This window comes from Microbacterium sp. LMI12-1-1.1, from assembly GCF_040676455.1.
Classification (GTDB): domain Bacteria; phylum Actinomycetota; class Actinomycetes; order Actinomycetales; family Microbacteriaceae; genus Microbacterium.
Genome location: NZ_JBEGIA010000001.1, coordinates 1,351,087 through 1,365,930 on the forward strand (window position 1 = coordinate 1,351,087; position 14,844 = coordinate 1,365,930).

The 14,844-nt window shown below is 70.2% G+C and carries 12 protein-coding genes; 6 read left to right on the top strand and 6 right to left on the bottom strand.

Going from position 1 to position 14,844, the window contains the following annotated elements:
• Window positions 1–64 precede the first annotated feature (64 nt).
• The 4 genes from MRBLMI12_RS06410 to MRBLMI12_RS06425 form a co-directional block, all read right to left on the bottom strand.
• A complete protein-coding gene (locus MRBLMI12_RS06410; protein ID WP_363354907.1) occupies window positions 65–1,051 on the bottom strand; it encodes an LLM class F420-dependent oxidoreductase in 987 nt (328 codons plus the stop codon).
• 9 nt (window positions 1,052–1,060) lie between these two features.
• Entirely contained in the window at window positions 1,061–2,149 is a 1,089-nt protein-coding gene (locus MRBLMI12_RS06415; RefSeq protein ID WP_363354909.1) for a DNA-methyltransferase, read from the bottom strand.
• 13 nt (window positions 2,150–2,162) lie between these two features.
• Complete coding sequence (locus MRBLMI12_RS06420; protein WP_363354911.1) at window positions 2,163–3,212, bottom strand: lipoate--protein ligase family protein; 1,050 nt, start codon at window positions 3,210–3,212, stop codon at window positions 2,163–2,165.
• Between the two features lie 68 nt (window positions 3,213–3,280).
• Window positions 3,281–4,132 (bottom strand): alpha/beta hydrolase, encoded by an 852-nt coding sequence (locus MRBLMI12_RS06425; RefSeq protein ID WP_363354913.1) that lies wholly within the window; start codon window positions 4,130–4,132, stop codon window positions 3,281–3,283.
• Between the two features lie 105 nt (window positions 4,133–4,237).
• On the opposite strand from MRBLMI12_RS06425, the gene MRBLMI12_RS06430 reads away from it, so the two are divergent.
• On the top strand, window positions 4,238–4,711 hold the full coding sequence (locus tag MRBLMI12_RS06430; RefSeq protein ID WP_363354915.1) for a MarR family winged helix-turn-helix transcriptional regulator: 474 nt from the start codon (window positions 4,238–4,240) through the stop codon (window positions 4,709–4,711).
• Window positions 4,708–6,066 carry an MFS transporter gene (locus MRBLMI12_RS06435; RefSeq protein WP_363354917.1) on the top strand — a complete coding sequence of 453 codons (1,359 nt, stop codon included), beginning with the start codon at window positions 4,708–4,710 and terminating at the stop codon, window positions 6,064–6,066. The genes MRBLMI12_RS06430 and MRBLMI12_RS06435 overlap by 4 nt, the downstream gene beginning before the upstream one ends.
• A gap of 42 nt (window positions 6,067–6,108) precedes the next feature.
• On the opposite strand, the gene MRBLMI12_RS06440 is transcribed toward MRBLMI12_RS06435, so the two are convergent.
• Together MRBLMI12_RS06440 and MRBLMI12_RS06445 are read right to left on the bottom strand one after the other, a co-directional pair.
• A complete protein-coding gene (locus MRBLMI12_RS06440) occupies window positions 6,109–8,556 on the bottom strand; it encodes a glycoside hydrolase family 2 TIM barrel-domain containing protein (protein WP_363354919.1) in 2,448 nt (815 codons plus the stop codon).
• Window positions 8,553–9,323 (bottom strand): TetR/AcrR family transcriptional regulator, encoded by a 771-nt coding sequence (locus MRBLMI12_RS06445; protein WP_363354921.1) that lies wholly within the window; start codon window positions 9,321–9,323, stop codon window positions 8,553–8,555. The genes MRBLMI12_RS06440 and MRBLMI12_RS06445 overlap by 4 nt, the downstream gene beginning before the upstream one ends.
• 196 nt (window positions 9,324–9,519) lie before the next feature.
• Here MRBLMI12_RS06445 and MRBLMI12_RS06450 point away from each other — a divergent pair, with 196 nt between their 5' ends.
• From MRBLMI12_RS06450 to MRBLMI12_RS06465, 4 genes are all read left to right on the top strand, one after another.
• Window positions 9,520–11,049 carry an ABC transporter substrate-binding protein gene (locus MRBLMI12_RS06450; protein WP_363354923.1) on the top strand — a complete coding sequence of 510 codons (1,530 nt, stop codon included), beginning with the start codon at window positions 9,520–9,522 and terminating at the stop codon, window positions 11,047–11,049.
• A 63-nt stretch (window positions 11,050–11,112) separates the two neighbouring features.
• Window positions 11,113–12,054, top strand: a complete 942-nt coding sequence (locus MRBLMI12_RS06455) for an ABC transporter permease (protein WP_363354925.1) — start codon at window positions 11,113–11,115, stop codon at window positions 12,052–12,054.
• Complete coding sequence (locus MRBLMI12_RS06460; RefSeq protein ID WP_363354927.1) at window positions 12,051–13,943, top strand: dipeptide/oligopeptide/nickel ABC transporter permease/ATP-binding protein; 1,893 nt, start codon at window positions 12,051–12,053, stop codon at window positions 13,941–13,943. The genes MRBLMI12_RS06455 and MRBLMI12_RS06460 overlap by 4 nt, the downstream gene beginning before the upstream one ends.
• Window positions 13,940–14,803 carry an ATP-binding cassette domain-containing protein gene (locus MRBLMI12_RS06465; RefSeq protein WP_363354929.1) on the top strand — a complete coding sequence of 288 codons (864 nt, stop codon included), beginning with the start codon at window positions 13,940–13,942 and terminating at the stop codon, window positions 14,801–14,803. The genes MRBLMI12_RS06460 and MRBLMI12_RS06465 overlap by 4 nt, the downstream gene beginning before the upstream one ends.
• Window positions 14,804–14,844: the final 41 nt, after the last annotated feature.

Below are 14,844 nucleotides of genomic sequence, written 5' to 3' on the forward strand. Positions count from 1 at the left end.
CGCGAACCTGGCAGGATTCGAGCCGATCGCCGCACATCCGCAGTGATTCTGCGGAGTTGGCGCGTCAGGCCAGCGCGGCCAGCACTTCGCGCTCGAAGAGCTCGATGCCCGAGAGGTCATAGGCCGCCTCGGGGAAGTAGTGGATCGCGTAGGTGATGCCGTGCCGCTCGCGCTCGGCGAGACGCTCGACCACCTGCTCGACCGCGCCGAAGGCGGGCGAGCTCACGTAGTCGTGCTCGATCTGGTCGGCGCGCTCCTGCCCGACGAACGGGAGGACCCGGGCCTTGACTGCCGCGAGACGCTCGTGGGCCTCGGCCTCGGTCGCGCCGACGATCGTGTTGAAGTTCGAGCTGCGGGTGATCTCCGAGAAGTCGCGGCCGAGGGCATCGCAGTGGTCGCGGAGGATCGCGCTCTTGCGGTCGATGTCGTCGAGCGAGCCGGCGAAGTTCGTGTACGACGCGTACTTCGCCGCGATCTTGAGCGTCACCTTCTCGCCGCCGCCGGCGACCCAGATGGGGATGCCGCCGTCCTGGAGCGGCAGCGGCTGCACGAGGGCGCCGTCGACCTGGTAGTGCTTCCCGTCGAGGGTGGCGCGACCGGTGGTCCAGGCCTGCTGCATGATGTCGACGCCTTCGCGCAGCATCCGCAGCCGTTCCGGAACCGGCGGGAAGCCGTAGCCGTACGCCTCCCACTCGTGCTCGTACCAGCCGCCGCCGATGCCCATCTCGGTGCGGCCGCCCGAGACGATGTCGACGGTCGCGGCGACCTTCGCAAGGTACGCGGGATTGCGGTAGCCCATGCACGTGCACATCTGGCCGAGGCGGATGCGGTCGGTCGACGCCGCGAACGCCGCCATCAGCGTCCATGCCTCGTGCGTCGCCTCCTCGCTCGGCACGGGCGTCGTGTGGAAGTGGTCGTAGACCCACAGCGATTCCCACGCGCCCGCGTCGGCGCGCTGTGCCAGCCCCTTCATCACCTCCCAGTGCTCGGAGGGGTCGATGCCGACCAGATCGAATCGCCAGCCTTGGGGGATGAAGGTACCGAAGCGCATGCCTCCAGCCTAGGGAAGCGTTTGCTCGTCCTCCACGCCCGAAACGCGGGCGTGCGGCATCCGCTCGCGCATGACGGCGATCGCCTCGGGGTTGTGATCGACGAGGACGGCGTCACGGCCGAGCGCCGACGCCACCGCACCCGTGGTGCCGCTGCCCGCGAAGAAGTCGAGCACCCGGTCCCCCGGCCGCGATGAGGCCTGCACGATCCGTCGCAGGATCCCCTCGGGCTTCTGCGTCGGGTAGCCCGTCTTCTCGCGCCCGGTCGTCGGCACGATCGTGTGCCACCAGACGTCGGTCGGGAGCTTGCCGCGCTCGGCCTTCTCGGGCGTGACCAGCCCCGGCGCCATGTAGGGCTCGCGGTCCACGGCATCCGAGTCGAACCAGTACGCCTTCGGATCCTTGACGTACACGAGGATCGTGTCGTGCTTGGTGGGCCAGCGCTTGCGCGTCTTGGCGCCGTAGTCATAGGCCCAGATGAGCTCGTTGAGGAAGCGCTCGCGCCCGACCAGCGCGTCCATCAGCACCTTGGCGTAGTGCGCCTCGCGGTAGTCGAGATGCAGGTACAGCGTGCCGTCCTCGGCGAGCAGGCGCCAGGCCTCGAGCAGCCGCGGCTCGAGGAAGCCCCAGTAGTCGTCGAACCGGTCGTCGTAGGCCCGCAGGTCGCCGCGGATGCGCTCGTACTCGCGACCATGGAACCCGCGCCGCACGACGCCGGCTGCGATCGGTGGCGCTCCCGCCCCACCCACCCCGCGAGACCCCACCGGGTCGCCGAGACCGTGGGAATCACCCACCGTCTCGTCCGCCCGCTGGGGTCTCGCCGAGAGGGAGTCGGCGGGGACGTCGGGTGATGGGGAGGGGGACGGATGCCGCGACCTGGCGGTCTCGATCAAGCGCTCCTGCGGGCGGCCGGTGTTGAACGGCGGGTCGAGGTAGATCAGGGTGAAGGAGGCGTCGGGCAGCCGCCGGATGACCTCGAGATTGTCGCCCTCGTGGATCTCGACGGAGCCGGGCGCCGCCGAGCCGGGCGCCGGGGTGGAGCGGGGGGCCGCTGCGCGGCCGCGCGGCGCGGCATCCGTTCCTCCCGCAGCCGAGGTCATGCGCCCCCGCCCGTCACGGGACCCGGCGCAGCCACGCGTCGGTCGCGAACTTGGACTCCACGAGCGCCTCGGCCTCGGCGTACTCGTCGTCGGTGATGTGACCGGGGACGGCGCCGTAGAGGTTCTGGAACGTCTCCGCGAGCTTGGCGATGATCGCCTCTCGGGGAAGACCGGTCTGACGGCGCAGCGGGTCCACGCGTTTGTCGGCCGACGTCGTCCCCTTGTCGCTGAGCTTCTCGCGGCCGATGCGCAGCACCTCGGTCATGACCCTGCCGTCCATGTCGTAGCTGAGGGTCGCGTGGTGCAGCACTCCCCCGTTCGCGAGGCGCTTCTGCGCGGCGCCGCCGATCTTGCCCTGCGGCGAGGCGATGTCGTTGAGCGGCTGGTACGTGGCGTCGATGCCGAGGGTCCGCAGCGCCTGCAGCACCCAGTCGTCGAGGAACGCGTACGAGTCCGCGAACGTCAGACCGGCGACCAGTGATGCGGGCACGTACAGCGAGTACGTGACGATCGAGTTGGCGCCCATGAGCATCGCGCCGCCGCCCGAGATGCGGCGCACGACGTCGAAGCCGTGCTTCGCGGCCCCGTCGGGGTCGACCTCGTTGCGCAGCGACTGGAACGAGCCGATCACGACGGCGTTCTCGTCCCACTCCCAGATCCGCAGCGTCGGGCGCCGCCGGCCGTCGCCGACGCGGCCGGTGAGCACCTCGTCGAGCGCGAGGTTCATGCGCGGCGAGACTGGCTTGTCATGGACGATCTCCCAGTCGAAGTCGTGCCAGCCGGGGGCGGTGACGAGGGCGCGGCGCACGGCGGTGCCGACCGCTTCAGGCGTGAAGCCCAGCAGCTGCGCCCCGCTCGGCAGCGCGGACCGAACGGCGGCGGCGATGGCCGCGACATCCGCCTCGATCGGCAGTCCGTTCACCGCGGCGTCGATGTCGTCGAGCGCGTCGTCCGGCTCCAGGAAGAAGTCGCCCGCGAGGTGGAAGTCCGCGATGCGGCCGTCGCGCTCCTCGAGATCGACGACGACGAGCTTTCCGCCGGGCACCTTGTATTCGCCGTGCATGCGTTCAGCCTATTGCCCGGCCCGCGTGTCCAGCCGGGCCGAGGACCCCGTCCGGCGCAGCGCGCGAGTCAGTCTTGGGCGGGCATGCGCTGGTCGAGCCAGGCGAGCAGGTCGGCGCGGACATCCTGCTGCACGAACTCATTGAAGATCTCGTGGCGTGCACCCGGGTAGACGAGCGTCGTCACGTCGGTGAACCCGGAGCGCGTGCGGTAGGCGTCGGCCAGCCGGTGCACGCTGCGCGGGCCGCCCACGGTGTCGTCCCGTCCCACCATGAGCAGGGTCGGGATGTCGCGGCCCAGGTTCTTGCGCGGCAGACCGTACATGCGAAGCGAGTCCACCACGCCGATCAGCTTGATCGGGTCTTCACTGGTGGTGAGGGGATCGTCCAGGAACGCACGCCCCACCGACAGATCACTCGAGAGCCACTCGGTTCCCATCGCGTCGGGTCCGTCCCAGGGCTTGTTCAGTCCACTGGTGTGGATCGATCCCGGCATCCGCAGCGCCGAGCCGGTCAGGATCAGTCCGTCGTACGCCTCGGGATGCGCGTTGGCCAGCATCTGTGCGAGCACCGATCCGCCGGAGTGCCCCAGCAGCACGAGCGGCAGCCCGGGGTTCTCGGAGCGGATCTGCCCGGTGAACTGCCACATCGCGGCGAGCGCCGCCCGGAGGCCGCCGGGGCCGAGATGCCCCAGCAAGGCGACGTCGCCGCCGTGCTGGGTCATGCCCGTGCGACCGTGACCGCGGTGGTCGGCCGACCACACCGCGTAGCCGTGCGCGGTGAGCGCTTCGATCAGCGCGGCGTACCGCCCCGCATGCTCGCCGACGCCGTGCAGCAGCTGCACGACCGCCCGCGGTTCGGTCTTCGCCGGATGGACGTCGAAGAAGATCGTGATGCCGTGCGCATCGATGAACTCGGGCATGCGCAGAAGTCTAGGTGCGGGATGCCGCTGCCCCGCGCACGAACCCCGGGAGCGGCATCCGTCCACTTTCTTTAGCAAAGCTAATGAGCTATGCTAAGTAATCGCATGAGCAGCAACGTGATCCCCACTCCAGACACCGGCACCGACCCGGGCGAACAGCCCGACCTCTCCTCCGCCGCTTCGCGGCTGCGCATCGCGACGTTCCGCCTCGCCCGGCGCATGCGCACGCAGCGCGCGGTCGACTCGATGAGCGATGGGCAGTTCGCGGTGCTCGCGGCGCTCCGCGTGCACGGCGCCCACACACTGGGCGAGCTCGCCGAGCGCGAGCGGGTGTCGGCTCCGTCGATGAACCGCACGGTCAACTGCCTGCAGGAGTCCGGCTACATCGCGCGTGCGGCCGACGAGAGCGACGGCCGCAAGGTCGTCATCTCGCTGACGCCCGAAGGCGAAGCCGTCGTCGAAGAGACCGCGCGGCGCCGCGACGCCTGGGTGGAGTCCTCGCTCGCCGAGCTGACGCCGGCCGAGCGCGAGACGCTTGCGGCCGCCGCCGAGATCATGGCCCGGATGGTCGCCCGATGAGCGCGATGTTCCGGTCGTTCTCTGCCTTCAACTACCGCGTCTGGTTCATCGGCGCCCTGGTGTCGAACATCGGCGCCTGGATGCAGTCGACGGCGATCAGCTGGGTCGTGCTCACCGAGCTCACCGAGAACGACGCCGCGGCGATGGGCGTCACGATGGCCCTGCAGTTCGCCCCGCCGCTCCTCCTCGTCGGTGTCACCGGCCTGGTCGCGGACCGGTTCGACCGCCGGCGGATCCTCCTCGTGACGCAGAGCCTGCTGCTGCTGCTCGGCGTGGCGATCGGCGCTCTCATCTTCGCCGGCGCGATGACCCTGCCGATCATGTACGGCTTCGCGCTCGCCCTCGGCGTGGTCGCCGCGTTCGACAACCCAGCACGCCAGGCGTTCGTCTCCGACCTCGTCGCACGCGAGAACGCCTCGAACGCGGTCGCGCTCAACGCCGCATCGTTCAACGGGGCACGCATGATCGGCCCCGCGGTCGCGGGCATCGTCATCGTCGCCATCGGCACGGGCTGGGTGTTCGTCGCGAACGCGGTCACGTTCCTCGCGATGCTGGCGGCGCTGCTCCTCATCCGCACCCGCGAGCTCGTCCCGCGGGTCAAGGCGCCGCAGTCCTCGCGCCTCGCCGACGGCTTCCGCTACGTCGCCGGCCGTCCCGACCTCATCGTGACGTGCTCGATGGTGTTCCTCATCGGCGCGTTCGGCATGAACTTCCCGATCCTCGCGTCGACGATGGCGGTCGAGTTCGGCAAGGAGGCCGACGGGTTCGGCCTGCTCAGCTCGATCCTGGCGATCGGCTCGGTCGCCGGCGCGCTGCTCGCCGCCCGTCGCGATCGGGCCCGACTGCGCGTGCTGATCGTCGGCACGGCGATGTTCGGGGTCGCGGCGCTCGTGTCGGCGTTCATGCCGACCTACTGGCTCTACGCGGTCACGCTCATGTTCACGGGCTTCGCTGTCGTCACGATGATGACCACGGCGAACGGGTACGTGCAGACCACGACGGACCCGGTACTGCGCGGCCGCGTGCTGGCGCTGTACATGGCGATCCTCATGGGAGGCACCCCGATCGGCGCGCCGATCGTCGGCTGGGTCGCCGCCGAGTTCGGTCCGCGCAGCGCGATCCTCGTGGGCGCCGTCGCCGCCTTCGTCGCCTTCGCGATCGGCGCAACGTGGCTGCTCGTCTCCGGCCGGCTGCACCGCCACGAACGCAAGCGGTTCCGCCTCACGCTCGATGAGACGCGTCCGCTCACGGTCGTCGCCCCCGAGGAGTTCAGCGACGAGGTGGCCGCAACGACCCCCATCCCGCTGGCACGCGACGACGACGAGCTGCCGGCGCGCACGCGCGCCGCGAGCTGACCCCTCCCCCCTCTGCCACCTTTCGCGGTGCCTCCTCGGGCGTCAGCGTGACGCGGGCACCGAGATGGTGAGCGGGACGACCGCGGGGGCGAGACCGTCGGCGGTCGCCCTCACCGTCGCGGCGCCCGCCCCTGTCGGGCGGACGATCGCCAGCGCGCGGCCCTCGAAGGTCGTGACGGACGGACCGGCGAAGGACTCCTCGGTGCGGATGCGGCCGGTGCCGAGCGCGACGAGCTCGGCATCACCCTCGACCTCCACCGTCACCGGACGGTCGGCGTCCGAGGCGACCACCCCGTCCGCATCGGCCAGCGTGATCGCCACGAAGCCGAGCCCTCCGGTGGTGATCTCGGCCCGCTCGGCGGATGCCGTGAGCCCGGGCTCTCCTGCGGTGCGCAGCGCCGTGCGGCCGATCTCCCGACCGCCGCTGCGCGCGATCGCGACGAGTTCGCCTGGCCGGTACTCGGTCTCGAACCGCGCGCGGAACGCCTTGTCGGCTCCGACCGTCTCGACCCCGAGTGAGACGCCGTCGCGGAGCAGCTCGACCTCCTCGGCCGGCGCATAGACGTCGACCGTGACCGGGGCGCCGGGCTCGGCATCCCACGTCCATGACGACACCGAGTCGTCCCAAGACCACGGCGTCGTCGCGGTCGGGCGGCCGTGGTGGCGCGGTGGATGCACCGTCAGATACGGCGCGGTCCGCAGCCCGAACACGATCTCGCGGTAGTACGAGACCGGGCGGCGGTGCCCGGTGATATCGATGTCGCCGCAGCCGGCGAGCAGGTGCGGGTAGGGCCCCGCCGTGCCGGTCGGCTCGTAGCCCGGCGCGTCGGTGTAGTCGACGCGGCCGATGCCGGCCTCGCCGAGATAGTCCCAGCCGGTCCACGTGAAGTCGCCGATGACGTGGTCGAGGCGCTCGACGAGCCCCCACATCTTCTCGATGCGCGACGGGAAGGTCTCGGATCCGACGATGACGCGGTTCGGGAACAGCTCGCGATCGAGCTCGTAGCGCGACTCGGCGTAGTTGAACCCCACGACGTCGAGCACCGACGCGGATTCCTCGGTCGACTGCGTCACGAGCTCCGACGCGTTGGCCGCGGCCATCATGTCGCCCATCGCCGCCATCATCGTGTTCGGGTCGGCGGCGTCGGCCCCGCCCGCGTCGCCGGGAGCGGCATCCGGTTCGAAGCGGCCGAGATTGGCGATGATGCCGTTGATGCCGTTCGTCACCAGGCGGGTGTCGTCCAGATCGCGGATCGCCTCGGCGAGGCGCCGGCTCCACGCAGACCCTGCCGGCGTCGCGAGCTCGAGGATCTCATTCCCGATCGAGTACATGATGACGCTCGGGTGGTTCAGGTCCTTCGCGACGAGGGCGTCGACGTCGTGACGCCACCGGGCAGCGAAGCCCGGCGCCGCGTCGAAGGCGACCTTCGAGCGGGTCCAGGTGTCGGTGAGCTCGTCCATCACCAGCACGCCGTGCCGGTCGCACGCGTCGAGCATCGCGCGGCTCATCGGGTTGTGGGCGCTCCGCAGCGCGTTGAAGCCCGCTTCCTTGAGCAGCCGCACGCGCCGGTCCTCGGCGTCGGCGAACGTCGCCGCCCCGAGCGGCCCGCTGTCGTGGTGCACGCAGGCGCCCCGCAGCTTCACCGCCTCGCCGTTGATCCGGAGACCGCGCCGGGCATCGACCTGCAGGCGACGGATGCCGAAGGCCGCGGCATCCGTGTCGATCACGCGCCCGTCCTCCTCGGCGAGGGTCGTCCGCACGCGATAGAGCGACGGCGTCGTGTCGCTCCAGAGCGCGGGGTGGTCGACCGCGAGGCGCACCCGCGCCACGGCGTCGGAGCCGGGGAGCACCGTCACCGGCGCCGTGCCCGACGCGGCCTCGGAGCCGTCCGGGGCTGTCACCGCCCACGTGAGGCGCAGCGTGCGGGTGTGCCGCGAGCCGTTGCGCACGGTCGTCGCGATGCTCGCGATCGCACGGTCGGCGTCGATGTCGGGCGTCGTCACGCGCGTGCCGTCGAGCGGGATGTGCACCGGATCGGCGACCACGAGGTGCACCGGTCGATAGATGCCCGCTCCGGAATACCACCGGCTGTCGCGGTGCGCGCGAGCCTCGACGGTGATCCGGTTCTGCTCGCCGTACCGCAGGTAGGGGTCGAGCACCGCCTCGAACGCGTTGTAGCCGTTCGGCTCGTGCACGACCGCGTCGCCGCCCACGAAGACGACGGCGTCGCGGTAGACGCCCTCGAACTCGAGCCGCACCGTCTTCTCGCGCCACGCGTCCGGCACATCGAACGTCTTGGCGTACTCGAACACGCCCCCGGGGACGTAGCCGGTGTGCACGCCCTGGTCGCTGTCGGCGGAGCGGGGCAGGTCCCGGACCGCGTCGTGCGGCAGCCGCACGGCGCGCGGCGCGGACTCGGGCGTCGGCGCCTCGAACGCGCCGAGCTTCGGCCCCACCGTCCAGCCGTCGAGGAACGGCTCGCGGATCATGCCTCGTCCCCCTCAGCGGCCTCATCTGCGGTCGCCGGAAGTGCGGCACCGCTCGTCTCGACGGCGTCGACGGACGAAGCATCCGCCGACCGGGCGTCGAGCACCTGCTCGAGACCGGCGAGGTCGTAGCCGCTGATCATGCTGCGGAACGCCTCCGCGAGCGCCTGCGCCATGTCGGTGGACCCGGGGTCGAGGAGCCACTGCACCTGGAGCCCGTCCATGAGGGCGATGGTGGCGACGGCGGCGCGGCCCGGGTCGACGCCCGGATTGAGGCGCCCCGCCTCGGCGACGCGCCGGAAGGACGCGGTGGTGCTCTCGCGCACGGACTCGTAGCGATTCACGAAGTACGCGTGGGCCGGGTGCGTCGGCGACGTCGCCTCGGCGGACAGCGTGCAGTACAGCTCGACGACTCCCGGGATCGACGCATTGTGCTCGGCGAGCCTGACCAATCCCCGGAGGGCCTCGACGCCGTCGGGCAGATCGAAGTCGACGAGTTCGCGCGCCAACTCGTCACGGTGATCGAGCACGGCCATGAGCAGCGCGCTCTTGCTGCGGAAGTGGTGCAGCAGCCCGGCTTCGCTCATACCCACGCGCTCGGCGACCTCCCGCAGCGAGCCGGCCCGGTAGCCCGACTCGGCGAACACCTCGAGGGCCGCATCCAGGATCGCCGTGCGGGTGGCCGCGGATTTCGCATACTCGCCGCGCGGCTTGCGCCTCTTCGTGGGAGCGGTCCCCTCCCGCTTCGCGGCGGAGGTCGTCTCGGTCATCGTCTCACCGTATCCCCGGGTCGTCTCGCGCGCCTCCATCGGCGCCCGCCGGGGTCCTTCCCCTCCGTTCTATAACGAATACCTAGTTGTCGCTAGCTTTTTGTGCCAAAAACCTAGCGTTCACTCGATATTGCTGTTAGCGTCTCCCGGCAGTAGGCGATCCGCAGGGGCATCGCCACAGATGAAGGGACCAAGGATGTTCCGTTGGAAGGCAGCAGCAGCCACCATCGCGATCGCCGCGATCGCCCTCACCGGCTGCGCCGGTGGCGGGGACGACTCCGGCACGAGCGATTCCGGCCGAGCCGACCGGCTCACCCTCACCGCCATCATCGGCCCGACGAGCTACGACATCGGTCAGGGCGCCGAGTACGGCAACCGCAGCCCGTTCTTCCAGGCGGTGTTCGACACGCTGCTGCAGAAGAACGGCGAGGGTGAGATCGAGCCCTGGCTCGCCACCGAGTGGGAGTACAACGAAGACAACACGGTGCTCACGCTGACGCTCCGCGACGACGTCGAGTTCACCGACGGCACGCCGCTCGACGCCGAGGCCGTGGTCGGCAGCCTCGAGCGCTTCCGCGACGGCACCGCTCCCCAGGCGGCGACCCTCGCCGGCAAGGAGTTCGCGGCCGTCGACGCCACCACCGTCACGATCACCCAGCCCGCGCCCGACCCGTCGCTGGTCAACCTGCTGTCGATCGCGCCGGGGCTGATCCAGGCGCCCTCGACATTCGACGACCCCGACTCGGCGACCGAGCCGATCGGCTCCGGCCCCTACGTGCTCGACACGGCCGCCAGCGTCACCGGCACCACGTACGTCTACACGGCCAACCCCGACTACTGGAACCCCGACGTCGTCAAGTACGACAACCTGACGATCAACGTCATCGAGGACCCCACCGCCACCCTGAACGCTCTCAAGGCGGGCGAGGCCAACGGCGCGAAGATCGTCAACAACGACACGATCCCCGAGATCGAGGCATCCGGCTGGACCATCGAGGCCAACGAGCTCGACTTCCAGGGCCTGCTGCTGTTCGACCGCGCCGGCACGATGGCTCCCGAACTGGCCGACGTCAACGTCCGCAAGGCGATCAACATGGCGTTCGACCGCGAGGCGCTCCTCGACGCGCTGCAGGCGGGCTACGGCACGGTGACCGAGCAGGTCTTCCCGACGACGTCGGTCGGCTACGACGAGGCGCTCGACAGCACCTACGAGTACGACCCTGAAGGCGCCAAGGAGCTCCTCGCCGAAGCCGGCTACCCCGACGGGTTCACGCTGAACATGATGTCGACCGCCGCCTTCCAGACCACGTTCGACCTCGTCGCGCAGCAGCTGGCCGACATCGGGATCACGGTGAACTACACCGACCCCGGCACCGGCAACTTCATCACCGACATGCTCGCGCCGAAGTACCCGGCGACGTGGATGGCGCTGGAGCAGAACCCCGACTGGCAGCTGATCAACTTCATGATCGCGCCCGAGGCGACGTTCAACCCGTTCGGCTCGCAGGACCCGCAGGTGGACGAGTACATCACGACGATCCAGATGGGCACCGAGGACGAGGCCGCGCAGGCCACCAAGGACCTCAACGCCTGGATCGTCGAGAACGCCTGGTTCGCCCCGTTCTTCCGGGTACAGGGAACCTACGCGGTGGACGCGAACACGGACCTCGAGTTCTGGCCGTCGAACGCCTACCCCTCGATCTTCGGATTCTCGCCGAAGAACTGAGTCCTCGCCCCGCCCGCGCGTCGCGCGCGGGCGGGGCGACACCACCCACGGGAAGCGACAGACATGCTTGCATTCATCCTCCGGCGCCTGCTGTCCGGCGTCATCCTCATCGCGGTGATCTCCTTCCTCGCGTTCGTCCTCCTCTATGCGGCCGGAGGCGACATCCCCCGCCGAATCCTCGGCGAGAACGCGACCGCCGAGACCGTTGCCAAGAAGGCCGAGGAGCTGGGCCTCGACCGGCCGCTGCTCACCCAGTACTTCGAGTGGCTGACGTCAGCGTTCACCGGCGACCTCGGCCGCAGCTGGTTCACCGGTGAGCTGGTCACGACGAGCGTCACCAATCGCGTCGCCGTGACGTTGTCGATCGTGATCGGCGCGACGGTGATCTCGGCGATCATCTCCGTCGTCGTCGGGGTTCTCGCCGCCCGGCGCGGCGGTGCCGTCGACGGCACCGTCCAGGTGTTCTCGCTCATCGGCTTCGCGATCCCCGGCTTCCTCATCGCCCTCTTCCTGGTGCTCGTCTTCGCGATCAACCTCGGCTGGTTCAAGGCGACCGGCTACGTCCCGCTGACCGCCTCGGTCGCAGGGTGGCTGTCGTCGGTCACACTGCCGATCATCGCCCTGTCCATCGGCGCGATCGCGACCGTCACCCAGCAGGTCCGCGGCTCTGTCATCGACGCCATGTCGCGCGACTACGTGCGGACGCTCCGCTCGCGCGGGCTGAGCACGAACTCGGTGGTCTACCGCCACGTGCTCCGCAACGCCGGCGGCCCCGCCCTCGCCGTGCTGGCCGTGCAGTTCATCGGCCTTCTCGGCGGCGCGGTCATCGTGGAGCAGGTCTTCGCCATCCCCGGCATGGGCCAGCTCACCGTCCGCGCGACGACGCTCGGCGACATCCCCGTCGTCATGGCACTGGTGATCGTCTTCGCGATCATCGTCGTCGTCGTGAACCTCCTCATCGACCTCGCCCAAGCGGCGCTGAACCCGAAGGTGCGACTGTCATGACCGCTGTCGACGTTCCCCTCGCTGTCCCCGTCGCGCCGGTACGGGTGGCGCTCTGGCGACGCCTCGTGCGGCGCCCTCTGGGACTCGCCTCCCTCCTCTTCCTCGCGTTCGTGGCGGTCATCGCGATCATCGGACCGTGGATCGCCCCGCAGGACCCCAACTACGCCGACATCCGCAATGTGCTCTCGCCGCCCAGTGCCGAGCACATCCTCGGCACCGACGGCAGCGGTCGCGACGTGCTGTCGCGACTGCTGGTGGCGACGCAGATCAGTGTCTCCGCCGCCCTCCTCGCTCTCGTCGTCGCCGTCGTCCTCGGCGTGACCAGCGGCCTCATCGCGGGCTACTACCAGGGGTGGTTCAACAGCACGGCGACGTGGGTGACCGAGCTGAACATGGCGCTTCCCGGCATCGTCGTGCTGCTGGCAGCCCGGGCGGTGCTGGGCCCCTCGGTGTGGATCTCGATGTTCATCTTCGGCATCCTGCTCGCCCCGGCGTTCTACCGTCTCGTGTACGCCTCCGTCACCGCGGTGCGCTCGGAGCTGTACGTCGACGCCGCTCGCGTCTCGGGGCTCAGCGACACCCGCATCATCGGTCGCCACGTGCTGTCGGTCGTGCGCGCGCCCATCATCATCCAGGGGGCGATCATCGCGGGCATCGCCATCGCGATCCAGTCCGGACTGGAATTCCTGGGCCTCGGCGACATCAGCGTCCCCACGTGGGGCCAGATGCTCAACGACGGGTTCAAGAACATCTACAAGGAGCCCATCTTGATGCTCTGGCCGTCGCTCGCGATCGGTCTCACGTGCATCGCGCTGACCCTCCTCGCCAACGTCATGCGCGACGAGCTCGAACGGACGGTGTCGGTCCGGCGCAAGCGCCGCCGCGCGGTCGCCACCGCGACCGGCTCCATCGCCGCCGTCACCACCTCGCTCTCGACCGGCGGCGGAGACGTCGTCGACCTCGATGAGCCGCCGATCTTCGAGACCTCCGGCGTCATCGTCCACCAGGACGATGTGCGCAGCAAGGCGACCGAGAAGGTGCTCGAGGTGCGCGATCTCCGCGTCGGCTACGACCAGCCGGACGGCTCGCACATCGAGGTCGTCCATGGCGTCTCGCTCGACATCCGCAAGGGCGAGGTGCACGGTCTCATCGGCGAATCGGGCTCGGGCAAGACGCAGACCGCGTTCGCGGTCCTGGGCCTGCTCCCCCGCGGCGGTCACGTCACCGCCGGATCGATCGTCTACGAGGGCACCGAGCTCGCCGGCGGTGACGACCGCGCCTACGCCGGAGTCCGTGGCCAGCGCATCGGCTACATCCCGCAGGAGCCGATGTCGAACCTCGACCCCGCGTTCACGATCGGCAGCCAGCTGGTCGAGCCGCTGCGCAAGAACCTGGGGCTGTCGAAGAAGGCCGCCACCGACCGCTCGCTCGAGCTGCTCGCCCGGGTCGGCATCCCGAATCCGAAGCGCACCTTCGACGCGTACCCGTTCGAGGTCTCGGGCGGCATGGCGCAGCGTGTGCTCATCGCCGGCGCGGTCTCGACCGACCCCGACCTCATCATCGCCGACGAGCCCACCACGGCGCTCGACGTGACGGTGCAGGCCGAGGTGCTCGAGCTGCTGCGCGACCTGCAGGCCGAGCGGCACATGGCCATGCTGCTCGTGACGCACAACTTCGGCGTCGTCGCCGACCTCTGCGACCACGTCACGGTCATGCAGAGCGGCCTGTTCGTCGAGCAGGGACCCGTGCGCGCGATCTTCAACGACGCGCAGCACCCGTACACGCGGACACTGCTGGACGCGATCCTCGACGAGGGTCCCGCCCGCGGCCCGCTCGTCGCGGTGCCGTCGGGCACAGTGCCGTCCACCGAGAAGGGAGCATGGGCATGAGCACTCCGACCCCGCAGACGCCGCTGCTCGACATCAAGGACCTCGTCGTCGAGTACCCGGGCAAGGGCTTCCGGGCCCAGCCGTTCCGGGCGCTCAAGGGCGTCTCGCTCGACATCCTGCCCGGCGAGACCGTGGGGCTGGTCGGCGAGTCCGGCTCGGGCAAGACCACGCTCGGCCGGGCCGCGCTCGGCCTCGCGCCCGTCACCGAGGGATCGATCCGGTACGAGGGCAAGGAGATCGCGCACCTGAAGCGGCAGGAGCGCCGCGCGCTGAGCTCCGAGATCCAGGTGGTGTTCCAGGACCCCTACTCGTCGCTGAACCCGTCGATGACGATCGAGCAGATCCTCACCGAGCCGCTGACCGCGGCCGGCGTCGCCGGCAAGGAGGCGAAGACCCGCGTGCACGACCTGCTCGACCAGGTCGGCCTTCCCGCCGACGCACGCGGGCGCCTGCCGCGCGAGTTCTCGGGCGGCCAGCGCCAGCGCGTCGCGATCGCTCGGGCCCTCGCCCTGCGGCCGCGCCTCATCGTGTGCGACGAGCCGGTGTCGGCGCTGGACCTCTCGACGCAGGCGCGTGTGCTCGACCTGTTCATCGACATCCAGGACCGCACCGGCGTGGCCTACCTGTTCGTGACGCACGACCTCGCGGTGGTGCGTCACATCAGCCACCGCGTCGCCGTGATGTACCGCGGCGAGATCGTCGAGTCGGGCGACGGCGAGCGCGTGACGTCGCGGCCCGAGCACCCGTACACGCAACGTCTCTTCATGGCCGCGCCGGTGCCCGACCCCGACAAGCAGGAGGAGCGTCGCATCGCCCGGCACGCCCTGCTCGCTTCCGAGGCGGCCGCCGGCGCCGTCTGACCGACTCGGATGCCGCAGCCCGGCCCGGCCCGTGGGTGGCG

Coding starts and splice junctions, on each gene's coding strand:
- MRBLMI12_RS06425 (WP_363354913.1), bottom strand. CDS start 4,132: ATGCCCGAGTTCATCGATGCGCACGGCATCACGATCTTCTTCGACGTC.
- MRBLMI12_RS06420 (WP_363354911.1), bottom strand. CDS start 3,212: ATGCACGGCGAATACAAGGTGCCCGGCGGAAAGCTCGTCGTCGTCGAT.
- MRBLMI12_RS06445 (WP_363354921.1), bottom strand. CDS start 9,323: ATGACCGAGACGACCTCCGCCGCGAAGCGGGAGGGGACCGCTCCCACG.
- MRBLMI12_RS06410 (WP_363354907.1), bottom strand. CDS start 1,051: ATGCGCTTCGGTACCTTCATCCCCCAAGGCTGGCGATTCGATCTGGTC.
- MRBLMI12_RS06450 (WP_363354923.1), top strand. CDS start 9,520: ATGTTCCGTTGGAAGGCAGCAGCAGCCACCATCGCGATCGCCGCGATC.
- MRBLMI12_RS06460 (WP_363354927.1), top strand. CDS start 12,051: ATGACCGCTGTCGACGTTCCCCTCGCTGTCCCCGTCGCGCCGGTACGG.
- MRBLMI12_RS06455 (WP_363354925.1), top strand. CDS start 11,113: ATGCTTGCATTCATCCTCCGGCGCCTGCTGTCCGGCGTCATCCTCATC.
- MRBLMI12_RS06415 (WP_363354909.1), bottom strand. CDS start 2,149: ATGACCTCGGCTGCGGGAGGAACGGATGCCGCGCCGCGCGGCCGCGCA.
- MRBLMI12_RS06430 (WP_363354915.1), top strand. CDS start 4,238: ATGAGCAGCAACGTGATCCCCACTCCAGACACCGGCACCGACCCGGGC.
- MRBLMI12_RS06435 (WP_363354917.1), top strand. CDS start 4,708: ATGAGCGCGATGTTCCGGTCGTTCTCTGCCTTCAACTACCGCGTCTGG.
- MRBLMI12_RS06440 (WP_363354919.1), bottom strand. CDS start 8,556: ATGATCCGCGAGCCGTTCCTCGACGGCTGGACGGTGGGGCCGAAGCTC.
- MRBLMI12_RS06465 (WP_363354929.1), top strand. CDS start 13,940: ATGAGCACTCCGACCCCGCAGACGCCGCTGCTCGACATCAAGGACCTC.